This window comes from Bacillus sp. FSL W8-0519, assembly GCF_038005585.1.
GTDB lineage: Bacteria > Bacillota > Bacilli > Bacillales > Bacillaceae_G > Bacillus_A > Bacillus_A paranthracis.
On the sequence record NZ_JBBOTL010000002.1, the window covers coordinates 23,572 to 37,468 of the forward strand.

The window sequence follows — 13,897 nt, forward strand, 5'->3', positions numbered from 1 at the left end:
GTCTCCTCCTTTTCATTTTTAGAATATTTATTTTTTTATAATATTGACAACATACACAATTATTGTATAATAGCCAACAAAATACCGCTTTTAAAGACATTTTTTTACAAAAGAATGAAAGAGGTGTAAATTTGTAACTATTTAGAAGGTTAACTGCAATAGACGTCAATTTATATTAGTTATGTATAAAGGAGTAAGTGGTAATGCATCAATTAAATCCCAGTGTATTAATTATGGGCTATGGTAAGATTGGCAAAATTAAGGCAAAGATTTGGAAACAATGTGGTATAAATGTTTTTGTAACTGATGTTACTAAAACACGACTAGAGAGTGCTCAAGCAGATGGTTTTCGTATTGAAAAATCCCCATCAAATATATCGTATAGTTTTGTGGATATTTGTACACCATCTAATACCCATATCGAGGTTTTGAGACGAATAATATCAGATGATGTTAGATTTGATCGTGTTATTATTGAAAAACCTTTATTTAATAATGCCTATGAAAAACATATATTGTATGAGTTACTTAATAATGATAATTCACTACATGAAAGAATTATTGTTAATGAACAATATTACAGATCAAAAGTAATAAAATGTTTACAAGAAAGACTTTCTAAAGAAAAGATTAAACGGGTGAAAATTACCATGTCCAAAGATAGGAATGCAGATAATAAAAGCGGAAGATTTATAGATAATGATATCGGTGCATATGGTATTGAGTTGCCACATATATTAGCGATACTAGATATACTAGATAAACCAGTTAATCTCATGGCATTGGTAAAAAATATACTATATATTGATTCAGATGATAAAAATAATCAGGGAATCTATATTGAATATGTCACTAAAAATGATACAACAGTAGTTATAAATAGTTTTCTGGGTGATTTTAAAGTATCCCCCGAAAATGAAGTTTCTGATAATTGTTTCATAGATAGATCCTTAGTGATAGAAGGAGAAAACTTTAATCATAGAGTTATTATGGATCCTCATCCCTCAAATAAACGCTTATATGCTGAATTAAAATTTGGAGAAGAATCGATGTTAATTCATGATGATATGTTAAGAGAAAATATATTCAGTATTATTAATAATAATATTGCTGAGGGTTGTAAACTAGAATACGCTATACAGCAATCTAAACAAGCAATCCTTTTATTTAACAATGCAAATATTATTCATATTAAAAAGGAGGATAATTATGTCTATAACTATTAATAATGATTTTATTACACCAGATAAATTACAATTCGAGGTAGTAGAAAGAAAAGGATTAGGACATCCTGATACTTTGGCTGATGGGATAGCAGAGGCAGCTGAAATCGAATATTGTAGATATTGCCTTGATAAATTTGGTTATATTCCGCATCATAATTTCGATAAGGTCATGATTGTAGGAGGCCACTGTATACAAAAATATGGTGGTGATAATTTTTCAGATCCAATAAAAGTCATTTTCATGGGACGAGGAAGTAAAAGTTTTGGTGATGAAACAATCCCGCTGGAGGATATACAAATTAAAGCAGCTAAGAAATATTTGTCAAGAGTCTTACCACATTTAGATGTAAATTCTAAGTCAGTAATTGAATTTCGTTCTATAACTAGTTCTCATAGTACACGCCCTTATTGGTTCAACCCTAGAGACAAAAATGATTTACCAGAATACAATAATGAGGGTCCAACTGCAAACGATACAGCAACAATGATTAGTTACTGGCCACTTACAAAGTCAGAAAAGCTAGCACTTGATATAGAAGGATATTTCTACAAAAATAATACTGCTGATTTACCTTATCCAAGATTTACAGAATTTGGTGGCGATATTAAAGTAATGGTAGTTAGAGATGGTGATACTATCGTAGCTACAGTCGCAGTACCACAAATAACAACTATGACAGCAAATGCAGATCAGTATTTTTTGCGTGAAAATAAGTTAAAAGATAACCTGAAAAGGTACATAAAATCTCTATATCCGAATGATGATATTCAATTGATTTTAAATTCCCGTCCACCATATCTAGTTACAGCTGGTTCATGTACAGACTTTGGTGAAGAGGGTGCAGTTGGTAGAGGGAATAAGACTCACGGTATCATTTCAAGTTTCCGTCCTAACACAATGGAAGCCCCGCATGGTAAGAATGCTACATACTTTGTTGGTAAGGTTCTTGGATATCATGCTGATGTCATTTCAAAAAGAATTTATGAAGCAACTGGGGTACCATGTCAAGTTATACTTCGGGCAAATATTGGGGATAAATTATACTCACCTTCAAAAATATTAGTATCCACAGCAAAAAAAGTGGATGAGATAATTATACAGAATATTATTAAAGATGCACTTAATACTGGTGTGGAGACTACTATATCTATTATAAACGAACAGCCATTTATTCCTCGAACTAATGTCATAGATGAGGTGAAGTATGGAAAAGATATATATTGATTCAACGTTAATAAATACAAAGAAAAGAAGCGGACATATAGGTAAGAAAATTATTAATGGATGTGTTGAGATTCAAATTTCATCTGAACGGGATACTATATTTAATAACATTTTATCGATTCAAAAAGAATTGGGATTGAATACACATAACCAAGTAGAAGCAATTAAAATATCGGGATTAATAAATTACATTCAAGATGAAATTACTAGTGTTACTTTCGATTCTGATAATCGCTGCCTATCAGTAAAAGGCCCATTGGAACTATTTGTTGAGGGACGAGCGCTATATTTTTTATCTGAATATATGTCTGAATGCTTACAGGCTTCCTACACAAATAGTTTATTGATACATGCGGCAGCCGTTTATTCAAAAGAAAAAGATAGATCATATTTGATTTTAGGAGAAAAAGGGTCTGGTAAAACAACATTGTCCTTTAGATTATGTCAAGAATTAGGATTAAGTCTTATTGGTAATGACTTAGTTCGTATTGGATATGATGAAAATGGTGAACTTTTTACAAAAGAAGGAATTCGATGGTTCGATGTAAGAGAGACAGCAGTAAAGGCTGACGATTATATGAATAAGTTAGCTACTATATTATCTGCTAAATCGGCAAATTCATGGAATAATAAAACTAGAATATTACCAGAAGATCATTCTATAGAAACCCATTTTGAGCAATCGAAAATAGATAAAATTTTAAATATTAGAATTGATCCTTATCAAAATTATTTTTCTGTTTCTCCATGGGAAGGGGTACAGAGAAATTTAATACTTCATGAAAAAATAGGTAGGCATATATCTGGTCAGGCTACACCATTTCAAGATGATCAGGGTAATTATCTTGGATCACTACCAAGCATAAATCGTGATAAGGCTTCATTGGTAAGGGATAATATAGTTAAGTGTATGGTCAATACAGGAATAACTGAACTATTTGGTCCGGACAGTAAAGCACTTGCAACCTGGTTTAAGGAAGAAGTACTATGATTGCTATCGGAATTCCAACTTATAATGAAGCAAAAAATATTTCTAAACTTACCCAATTAATTGATTGTGTAGCAGTAAAAATAGGGCTAGAAATAGTTATTATTAATGCAGACAATAACAGTCCAGATAATACGGCCACAATATTTACATCAGTTAAAACATTAAATAAAAAAATATCTGTTGTTACCAAGGAAGTTGGTAAAGGTTTCAATATTAAAGCAATAATTGATATTGTAAATAACCTAGATAATTGTGAAGGTTGCATATTAATTGATGGTGATATTACATCTTTTTCAGAGTCTTGGCTTAAAAAATTCACTGAACTTTTAATAGACAAAGTAGATTTTGTTGTACCTAATTATTCAAGGAGTTTTCAGGAAGGGAACACAACAAATCACTTTGTTTATCCATTAATCAATTACCATACGAACGGCAATTGCCCAAGACAGCCAATCGCTGGTGATTTTGGTTTATCGAAAAATTTCATCAAATTTCTTGTCAATTCTGTGCACTGGCACAAATATTGTTATGGGTATGGTATTGATATATTTCTTACTTTACATGCTGTATATAATAATTTTCGAATAGAGGAGATCAATCTAGATAGAAAAGAACATAACCCTAGTTTCGGGAAAATGGTAGACATGTTTGTTGAAGTTGCGAGTAGTTATTATGAAACCTCCAAAATCATATTTGAAAGTAAAAAGAAAAATGGCATTTTCAATACAGCAGTAATAAAATCTAGTAATCCATCAGTTTTATTTTCTCCTAAAATATTTTTAAGCCAAGAGGAAATATTAAAGAAAAAAGAGGAAGCTAATAAAATATTAGCATCGAAAGAGACAATATTAAATATGAGAAAAGATATTGAAATTAATCCATCAGTTTGGGTGGAAATATTGCTTGCTCATGAGAAAAGGATAGGACAGGTAGATAGTCAATTGCTTGCAAAATCAATATTGCCGTATTATTTGTTACGTGTTGTAGACTATTTACAAAACATTTCTAATGTGAAAGATGCAGAACTTAATATCGAAAAGGAAATTGATTTATTGCAATTACAAAAAAATGAAGCTGTCAAATCAGATGTTGAATTTGATGTAGATTTTATAAACAGTATTTAAATTAAAGATTAATACCTTGTATTTTTTTAAAATTCGAATAACTATCCTTTTCCTTGAAAACTTCATCATACGGACTATTTGACTATCTTATTGTAAGATCCAAATAGTCCGTTCATCACTTTAAAATGATAACATTAAAAATTTGAATTATAGTGCAAATGGTTTATAATTCTTATTCTATTTTAATGGCTTCTATTTGTTGAAAAATGGAGTAATTTCTCTATTTCAAATTAATTTAGAGATGAATTATGAAGCTTAAATTTTTCGATATCGGTATAGTCCCTCCTTCGCTTGTTTGTTGTATCAAAGCTAAATGAACTATTGGGAATGATGAGGAGAATAAATATTGAAATTATTTTTAAGTTGGTAGGAGGGAACATAATGGATCGTTCAAAGAAAAATGGTATATATATGCTTACGGGTAAAACAACAAATAAAATAGGTAATGTAATTTTTGATTATATAAATAATGTATTAATAGCTTCTTTAGGAACAAAGGCTTCTAACCTTTTAGCACTATATCAAAGTTCTGAAATTATTGTAAATATATTGTTTAATATGTTAGGTGGTGTTTTTGCAGATTTAAAAAATAGGAAGAAAATAATTATTATAACAGATTTAACTGCTTCACTAGCAACCTTTCTACTCTATCTTTTTTGGGATAGTAAAAATTCCTTATTTTTAATTATTTTAATAAACATTTTATTGGCGTTATTGTATTCTTTTAATTCCCCTGCATATAAAGCTATTGTTAAAGATATACTGAAAGCAGAAGATTTAAATAAATTCAATTCATACTCTAATGCTTTTTCAGAAGTGGTTTCTGTATTGGGTCCTTTAGTTGCTATAAGTACCGTACATTATTTTGGATTTAAGACAGGAATGTTAATTAATAGTATTAGTTTTCTTATTTCTGCTTATTGTGTAAGTAGATTTCAAGTTATAAATTATGTGCAGAAGAAGAAAAAGGGTAAAGAAAAATATATGGTAGTTCTTTCAGATGGTTTTAAATATGTTTTGAAGCAGCGTAATGTTCTTGAATTATTAATTGTATCTTCTTTTATTAATTTTTTTCTAGCAGGATATAATTTCTTTTTACCATATACAAATATTTTTTCTGAAAATCAAGGTATCTATGCATCCATTTTAATTACAGAATCTATAGGGAGTATTGTTGGGGCTCTTTTAAATCGATTTTTTTTTAAAAAAATCGATTTAAAAAGTATACACTATTGTTTATTTTTTATGGGGATTTCGCTTTTATTCCTTGCTTTATTTAGACCCTTTAAGTGGAGTATGTTTTTTTATTTTTTTATTTTTTCAATATCATTAACAATTTATAACATAAAGTTCTTTACTTACATACAAAATACTGTTGATACAGAATTTTTAGGTAGAGTTTTTAGTATTGTATTTACTGTCGCGGTTTTATTTATGCCAATAGGTTCGTTCTTTTTTGCCAACTTTACTACACCTAGTTGGAATGCGTTTGGATTTATTGGGACTGGCATACTATTTTTATTTTTAATACTTCTAATAAAAATGAAAATGTTTAAAAATAAGGAGGAGAAATGATGTTTTTTTTAGAAAAATTGAGTTATTATTCAAAAAACACTCCGGATAAAATAGCAATTTTTGATGGTGCAGAAGTATACACATATAGAGATGTTGAAGACATTACAAACTATTTTGCAAATAAACTATTAAAATCAATTGGTGAGAATAATAGAGTTTTGGTTAAATTACCTCACGGAGCAAATGTTATTTTCGCAATAATTTCTATTATTAAATCTGGAAATAGTTATGTTCCTGTTAGCAATACAATCTCAAATGAGAAAATAAAAGATATTATTATAGGAACAAAAGCAAGTGCAATTATTAGCGATAACTCGGAGTTAACTTTACCAAGCGAGATTTCTAGGTTTAATACGCCAGATGAATGTTTAAGTGAAGAGATAAGAAATTCTGATTGTTTTATGAGCAATAATTTTAAAATTATTGCTTCAGAAAAAGAAGTGTATGTATTACATACTTCTGGTAGTACAGGAAAGCCAAAAGGAGTAAAGGTTATTAGGAAAAATCTCGACTATATTTTAGAAAATCTCCAAAATTTATTTCCTGTAAATAAGGAATCAGTATACCTTTTCTCCACTCCATATACTTTCGATGTATCTATTTCTGAAATTTTAGGGTGGATTATTGGAGGTGGATCAGTTTATTGTCTAGATTTAAGCTCTTTAGAAGTCTACAGGAAGTTCCCATCCTTAATTAATAAGTATGGTGTTACACATATGGCAGCATCTCCTTCCGCATTTAATACAATTCTAGATTCAATGGACATGAATGATTTGCAATTAATGAATAATTCTATGAAATATGTTGTAATAGCTGGAGAAAGATTTAATCCTATTATTCAACACAAATGGATTCAAAATAACATGAATTTTAAATTGTTCAATGCATATGGTCCGACAGAGACGACAATATATGCAACTTGTTTTGAACTCCCGAAAATTGCGATGGATGATATTCCAATTGGCCAACCACTAGATGGTGTGAAAATTGAAATTCAACCTATCGATGACTCAAATTTAGGAATTCTTTTGATAGGGGGAGATGGAGTAACAGCTGGATATACAGATGAATCCTTAAATAAAGAGAGGTTTGTAGTAATTAATGGGGAAAAATATTACAATACTGGCGATGTAGTTTCATGTAATAAAGATCAACTATACTACCATGGAAGAAATGATAGTCAAATACAAATTAACGGTATACGTGTAGAATTAGGTGAAATTGAATATTTACTTGAAAAAATACATGGGGTTCAACAAGCGGTTGTTTTATTTTATCAGGATAAATTGCTTGCATTTATCCTGAGTTCTAATTTAACAATTCATGATATGAAAAAAATGGCTACTTCAGTACTTGAAAGGTATATGTTTCCAAATGATTATCATATCATCAAGACGTTTCCATTGACCGAAAATAATAAAGTTGACCGAAAATCTTTATTATTTTCTTATGAAGAGAGTAAGAAATCGGAAAAACTAATCATTAGTAAGGATATGACAGAATTTGAAGAGGTTTTAAGAGATAAAGTCGCTCTAATACTTAATTTACCAAAAGAGTTAATTGGAAAAGATAGTGATTTCTTTGAGTTAGGTGGAGATTCCCTAGATGTATTTCAATTACTTTTAAAATTAGAAGAAATGTATGAAACAGAGTTTTCTTTGGAGTTAATTTATACTAATCGAACATTATCTAGGATTGCTTCCGAAGTTTCAAAATTATTAACAACAGAAAGAGAAGAAGTTTTTGAAGAAAAGCTACATGAGGAAGACTTTAAGCTCATGGAAAAAGAAATCAACGGTTATTTATTAAATGATGAATATCAAACTACTTATAGCTTTGAAACTATACACTCACAACGGGTTTACTATTTTGATAATTTTAAGAGTTCAGTTTCCTTTGATTATAGGGTAGATACTTCATACGATAAGGAAACAGTAATAAAAGCAATTAAAACTATTATTAATAGCAATGATTTGATGAGAGCTATGTTAAGGGAAAGTGATTCCAGATTAGAATTTAAAATTTTAAATTCCATTGATAGTTTCCCTATATTTACATTAAATCGAAATGTTGAAAAAAAATCATTTATCCAAAAAATCGAATCAATAGGAGAAAACTTGGTGTATAAGGCTCGCAATAATGGTGGGTTACTCGGTTTTTTAGCCTTACTAATAGATAAATCAGGGTATACAATAGTTGGTGTGTTAGATCATACTATTGCTGATATCTCATGTATTAATATAATTAAAAAAATGATTGGTGAGGAACTAAATGGCTATTCAAGTAAAGAAAAGGCAAGTTATAATGATTTCTGTTATGAGGTTAGAGAATATAATACAATTGATAGCTTAAAAAATAATGCATATCATAATAATTTACTTGCTATAAGCAAAAATGTGAATGATGTCAACTTAAATAAGCTAAGTAAAAGTTTAAAATGTTATGAAATAGATTATCCTAGCCAAGGTGATTCTTTTCGGATTATAAATTTTCTTTCATATGTTATAGGAAAAAGATTATTAGAAATCGTAGATCGAGAACAAATTGTAATAAAATCAGTCATTAACGGGCGAGAAAATAAGCTTTTTGATTTTTCAACCACAATCGGTGATTTTCATGGTAGTTTATATTTAATTTATTCAAAAGATGAAAACTATGAACAATTTACGAATAAATCTGAGGGGATATTCGGAAAATACTACACTACCCACCCATACAGACCAGGGTATGCGTTTGGTTCAAATTACCCAAGTAAAACAAAAGAACAAAAAAAACTTAAAGATCAGTGGAATTCGATTTCAAATACCTCAATAAATTATATTGGAGAAGTATCAGATTACGAAAAGAGCTCTTATTATGATACAATCAGCAATGTCTTTGATAACTTGGAAAAAATACAAGATTTAATTTATGTTACAGCTTTTAGTAATAATAATAAATTAACGGTATTCTTAAATAAAAATTTAGGCCAACTAAATTTCCTTGAAAAAATGTACTATCCAACTTTCATTTAAAAGAGAAACAGTATGTTACCTTATATTTTTGGAAATTGAAAACAGGTTATTATTGTAGCTATCAAAAATACTAAAAAGTTAAATCAATCAATAATAGACAACACTAACTCTAGTATTATATTAATTTATGATTAATCAACGCTGACTGTATTTCCTTGAGACTCTAATAAGACAGGTTTATTATTAATATAGAAAATAAAGTTGGATTTAAATACTATAAAAAAATATATAGAATTAAGGAGATTGGGATATAAAACAAAAAGATATTGAGGGTGTGCTTATTGTGAAAATTACAATAGCAGGAATAGGATACGTAGGACTATCTAATGCGATTTTATTGTCTCAAAATAACGAAGTTATAGCATTTGATATTATTCAAAAAAAAGTAGATATGATAAATGATAAAAAATCTCCTATTTTAGATGATGAAATTGAGAAATTTTTAGCAACAAAAGAATTAAATTTAATTGCAACTACCGATAGTTACAAAGCATTTAAGGATGCTGATTATGTAATTATTGCAACGCCAACAGATTATGATCCAGAAAAAAATTCTTTTAATACAAGGACCGTTGAAACTGTAATTGCTAAAATCTTAACAATTAATCCAGAAGCTATAATGATAATTAAATCAACTGTACCCGTAGGCTATACAGAAAAAGTAAAGCGAAAGTTTAAAACAAGTAATATTATTTTTTCACCAGAATTTTTAAGAGAGGGTAACGCTTTATATGATAACTTATATCCTTCACGTATAATCGTTGGTGAACAGTCTAGTAGGGCTAAAGTATTTGCTGACTTGTTAGTAGAAGGAGCTGCTAAGAAAGATATTCCTGTCTTATTTACAAACTCAACTGAAGCAGAAGCGATTAAATTGTTTGCTAACACATATTTAGCAATGAGAGTGGCTTTTTTTAATGAATTAGACTCATATGCAGAAGTAAGAGGATTACACACAAAACAAATTATCGATGGGATTGGATTAGATAATAGAATTGGGAATCATTACAACAATCCATCATTTGGTTATGGTGGATATTGTTTGCCAAAAGACACAAAACAACTATTGGTAAACTATGAGAATATCCCCAATAATATAATGACAGCAATTGTTGCTGCAAATAGAACGAGAAAAAATCATATTGCAGAAATGATTATAAAGAGAAAACCTAAGGTTGTGGGTATATATCGATTAACCATGAAAATGAATTCAGATAATTTTAGACAATCAGCTGTTCAAGGAATTATGAGGCGTATTAAAGAAAAAGGGATTGAAGTAGTTATATATGAACCTGCTTTTCACGGGAAAGCATTTTATAATTCTAGGGTTATTAATAACTTTGAAGAATTTAAAAAGATAAGTGATGTAATTGTAGCTAATAGATTATCTGATGAATTATGTGACCTAACTGATAAAGTTTATACTAGGGACCTATTTAGTCGAGATTAGAAGTGCATCTGTTACAAAGTTTAAAGAAGCAAAGTTGAGTTGTATGAGTGAGGTTCTATAGTAAATCCCCTAAAAAGATAGTAGGAGAATTTTTAAAAAATGATATAATATACGAGGGTAGCATAATGCGAAGAAAATATTATTTATATTAACAAGTATCGTTTTGACGGTAGGAATTGTTTACACCGCTGCTGGTAGTAAAGAGCAACCAAGCAATTTAGTAAAAATGAATCAGAACAATTATTAGCTAAAATGGATTAACCCTTAAATAATTCGAATGCGATTATCTCAATAGAGGCAATCGCATTTGTTGTTTTTAGAGATATTTCCTAAATTGAACTTTTAAACCTTAAAATCGAGCTTCTTCCTAATTATATACTTACTAAAATAATGAATTTCCTATATCTATTGTGGCCAAGTTTTGGCGTCTTGTACGTTCCCTTAAATAACGTTCTGTCGTCATAATAGATTCATGTCCTAAATAGTCACGTATTTTCTTAAGCTCAACACCTTTTCCCATCAAATGATTTGCAAAGAAGTGTCTGCAGGTATGGGGAGTAATTCTATCTTTTCGGTAACGTAGAAATGGTAAGTTTGTTTCTTCAATTTTTTCTGCTACATATTTTGATAAATAGTCGGCTCTATAATGAGAGCCATTCGCTTTAGGTAGAAAAGCAGATATGCTAGAGGCGTCCAATTGACTTGTTTGTTTACGCAATTGACGAAGACGACAGATATCATCAAGTACATCCTCAAAGATACGGACTTCTCTAGTTTTATTTCCCTTTCCAACTACACGTAGAAGATAAACATTTAAAGAAGAGTGGAATGCAAGGTCAGCCCACTTTGTATTTGCAACTTCCTCAATCCGGAGTCCAGTAGTTGTAAGAAGAAAAAACAAGGAATACATAAAGAAATTCGTTTTCTTCAGTGTATCTAGAATTTCGTTCACTTCTTCTGGAAAGAGATCACGATTGATTAGCTCTTCTTTTCTTACCGATACTTTTTTGAGACGACTACTAAAGTTGTCAGAAAGTCCATTGTTATCATACACATATTTTAAAAACTGCTGAACCACTGTTTTCTTTCGACGTAATGTGGTGGCCGCATACTTCTTACTTAGTTGATAGAAGTAGATTTCCATCTCATTATGGGATAATTCCTTAATGGTTCCGATTGATTCTTTTATATAACGAAGAAAATGAGAAAGATCATGCAGATAAAGTTTTTTTGTTCGTTCACTTCTTTTTTTCGTTAAAGAAGGCTCATCGTGTAAAAATAAATAAACTAATGATTCTTCGCTTAATTTGGAGTAGTCAATGTTTCGAATGCCCATGGCCATAATCTTTTCGAAATGACTGCTATCAAAAAAATCCGATTTGGATTTTACCAGTTGATTATTATGTTCGTAATTTATAATATTCAAATTTACACACACCCTTTAATGGAATGAAAAGATACACATATATTTTTTATAAAATTTCATGATTCTTATTATACCACAATAAATACATAATTTATTGTGGTATAAAATGAAATGATTAAATAAATATTTCAACCTAAATATTTAACGTTTCTATTTAGGTAATGTATAATGGAAATGTTTGATTGATTTTTTTTGTACATTTCAATCCAAATGCGGTAGGAGGAGATTTTTTGACTCATCTTCGTCTGAAAATTTTACATGAAATCCATAATTTAGAAAGCACCCATTGTTCAATTTGCCCTCTGAACAACCTATCAGTGAATTGTACAGATGAGCAAGAACAGGCAAAACAGAGAAACTACAAACATTGTAAAGGATGTCCCATTTTTGATTCCATACGAGAGAAAGGAGAGCAATTGAATTCTTTATCGAAAAAGAGTACATTTAATAAGGTACGAGAACGTTATATGGAAAATCCATTTAAGTACCTGCAGTATAAGGAGTATTCAATCACAGATGTAGTAAAAGAAACAGGTTTAACAAAATATCAACTAAGAAAGTTTAAACAACAGCTAGAATGAAAGTTTCGGATGAGGTGAGAAATGAACTATTTATCTTTAGAAGAGGCATGCGATAGAGTAGGTTTAACCAAAAATCAATTAGGCTATTTAGTTAAGTATAAACACATCGAACCTATTAATTTGGCTACCTGGAAAGCAGATGGTGGATATCGTTTTGAGCAAGAAGATGTAAGAAAGTTAGAGGAGTTATACAAAGACTCTTTAACATTAAAAGAAGCAGCTGAATTTTTAAATAAATCTAAGACTTACGTTCATAATGCAGCTAAAGATGGGATATTGCCCTTTAAAGAGATTGCTAAAGGGAAATCTACTGAACGACTGTACTTAAAAAAAGATTTGGAAGTTTTCAAAGAAAAAATTGAAAACAGATCAAAAGAGGAATCGAAAGAAAAAAAGCAGCATTTAAGCCTATACCTTGATGAAAAAGTTTTAGAAGCAATAAAGAAAAAGGCTGAAAAGAAAGGATATAATGGCTACAAGAAGTTTGCTGAAGACATTTTATCCGCCGAAGTAAAAGAAGACATAGAAGAATAGAATTCCCAAAGAGGATAGACTCCAAAAAAACGAAAAAACGTTACAAGGGGTCTATTTCCGTTTTTAAGAGGTTTTTTAACCGTTGAATATAATTGCATTAACTGAATCGCTATTGATTATTAAAGAGGAATTTGAGAGGTCGTTTTTTACGTCAACTTCTGTATAAATTACTAAAATTTCTAAAATAGGTTTTATATAAATGTAAAGTTAATAAAAGGAATTTGAGAGTTGATTTTAAAGGAGGTTTATTTTAGATGAAAAAAGAGTACAAAAAGAAATGAGAAACGCAATTAAAAATGAACCTATTAATAGGTTGAGTACAAAGCTTTATATGAAATTTACAAGATAAAAAAATCAAACATTTAAGTTTACATATTTTGATTATAGTAAACTAATTTCTTGTTAAACTCTTAAACTATAAGATTATGATTAGGCTTCAATTGGACGAATTTGCTATTTTAGAGTGTAGAAGTATGGTAAAATAGAAGTATAACTGTATATCGTGTGAAGGTGGGCTTGTTATTATCCCTTCTTTCCATTCGGAAGGAAAGGGGGTGATATAACATGGAATTTTTGTTTGAACTTTTAAAAGAAATTGCAAGAGCAGTTGTGCGTGAGGTTTCAGCATATGCACTGAAAAAGCAATTTGAAAAAAAAGACAACAAAAAACCCTCGCTTCACCGACCAAAGTTCAAGCGTGGGCCTAAAAGAAAAAGATAATGCATAATAACAACCACCTTGACAGTAGCAG

At 29.8% G+C, this 13,897-nt stretch carries 11 protein-coding genes; 10 read left to right on the forward strand and 1 reads right to left on the reverse strand.

What is annotated here, in order from left to right:
* Positions 1-203 precede the first annotated feature (203 nt).
* The 7 genes from NST14_RS28070 to NST14_RS28100 all read left to right on the forward strand — a co-directional run bounded on the left by NST14_RS28070 (position 204) and on the right by NST14_RS28100 (position 10,605).
* Entirely contained in the window at positions 204-1,226 is a 1,023-nt protein-coding gene (locus NST14_RS28070; RefSeq protein WP_048520032.1) for a Gfo/Idh/MocA family oxidoreductase, read from the forward strand.
* Positions 1,210-2,451 carry a methionine adenosyltransferase gene (locus NST14_RS28075; protein ID WP_000028781.1) on the forward strand — a complete coding sequence of 414 codons (1,242 nt, stop codon included), beginning with the start codon at positions 1,210-1,212 and terminating at the stop codon, positions 2,449-2,451. Before NST14_RS28070 ends, NST14_RS28075 begins: the two co-directional genes overlap by 17 nt.
* The gene (locus NST14_RS28080; protein ID WP_175550453.1) at positions 2,432-3,442 is read left to right on the forward strand and encodes a hypothetical protein; all 1,011 of its coding nucleotides are present in this window, start codon (positions 2,432-2,434) and stop codon (positions 3,440-3,442) included. Before NST14_RS28075 ends, NST14_RS28080 begins: the two co-directional genes overlap by 20 nt.
* On the forward strand, positions 3,439-4,566 hold the full coding sequence (locus NST14_RS28085) for a glycosyltransferase family 2 protein (protein ID WP_048520031.1): 1,128 nt from the start codon (positions 3,439-3,441) through the stop codon (positions 4,564-4,566). The genes NST14_RS28080 and NST14_RS28085 overlap by 4 nt, the downstream gene beginning before the upstream one ends.
* Positions 4,567-4,947: 381 nt before the next feature.
* Positions 4,948-6,141, forward strand: a complete 1,194-nt coding sequence (locus tag NST14_RS28090) for an MFS transporter (RefSeq protein ID WP_227572109.1) — start codon at positions 4,948-4,950, stop codon at positions 6,139-6,141.
* Positions 6,141-9,155 carry a non-ribosomal peptide synthetase gene (locus NST14_RS28095; protein WP_227572110.1) on the forward strand — a complete coding sequence of 1,005 codons (3,015 nt, stop codon included), beginning with the start codon at positions 6,141-6,143 and terminating at the stop codon, positions 9,153-9,155. Before NST14_RS28090 ends, NST14_RS28095 begins: the two co-directional genes overlap by 1 nt.
* A 283-nt stretch (positions 9,156-9,438) precedes the next feature.
* On the forward strand, positions 9,439-10,605 hold the full coding sequence (locus NST14_RS28100) for a nucleotide sugar dehydrogenase (RefSeq protein ID WP_048520028.1): 1,167 nt from the start codon (positions 9,439-9,441) through the stop codon (positions 10,603-10,605).
* Positions 10,606-10,987: 382 nt separating this feature from the next.
* On the opposite strand, the gene NST14_RS28105 is transcribed toward NST14_RS28100, so the two are convergent.
* Positions 10,988-12,031: a tyrosine-type recombinase/integrase gene (locus NST14_RS28105; RefSeq protein WP_048520027.1), complete on the reverse strand. Its 1,044-nt coding sequence runs from the start codon at positions 12,029-12,031 to the stop codon at positions 10,988-10,990.
* Between the two features lie 230 nt (positions 12,032-12,261).
* On the opposite strand from NST14_RS28105, the gene NST14_RS28110 reads away from it, so the two are divergent.
* The 3 genes from NST14_RS28110 to NST14_RS28120 all read left to right on the forward strand — a co-directional run bounded on the left by NST14_RS28110 (position 12,262) and on the right by NST14_RS28120 (position 13,866).
* Positions 12,262-12,612, forward strand: coding sequence for a hypothetical protein (locus NST14_RS28110; RefSeq protein ID WP_000149387.1), 351 nt, complete (start codon positions 12,262-12,264; stop codon positions 12,610-12,612).
* 21 nt (positions 12,613-12,633) lie between these two features.
* Complete coding sequence (locus NST14_RS28115) at positions 12,634-13,146, forward strand: helix-turn-helix domain-containing protein (RefSeq protein WP_001108537.1); 513 nt, start codon at positions 12,634-12,636, stop codon at positions 13,144-13,146.
* A gap of 564 nt (positions 13,147-13,710) precedes the next feature.
* Positions 13,711-13,866 carry a hypothetical protein gene (locus NST14_RS28120; RefSeq protein WP_000394774.1) on the forward strand — a complete coding sequence of 52 codons (156 nt, stop codon included), beginning with the start codon at positions 13,711-13,713 and terminating at the stop codon, positions 13,864-13,866.
* Positions 13,867-13,897 lie beyond the last annotated feature (31 nt).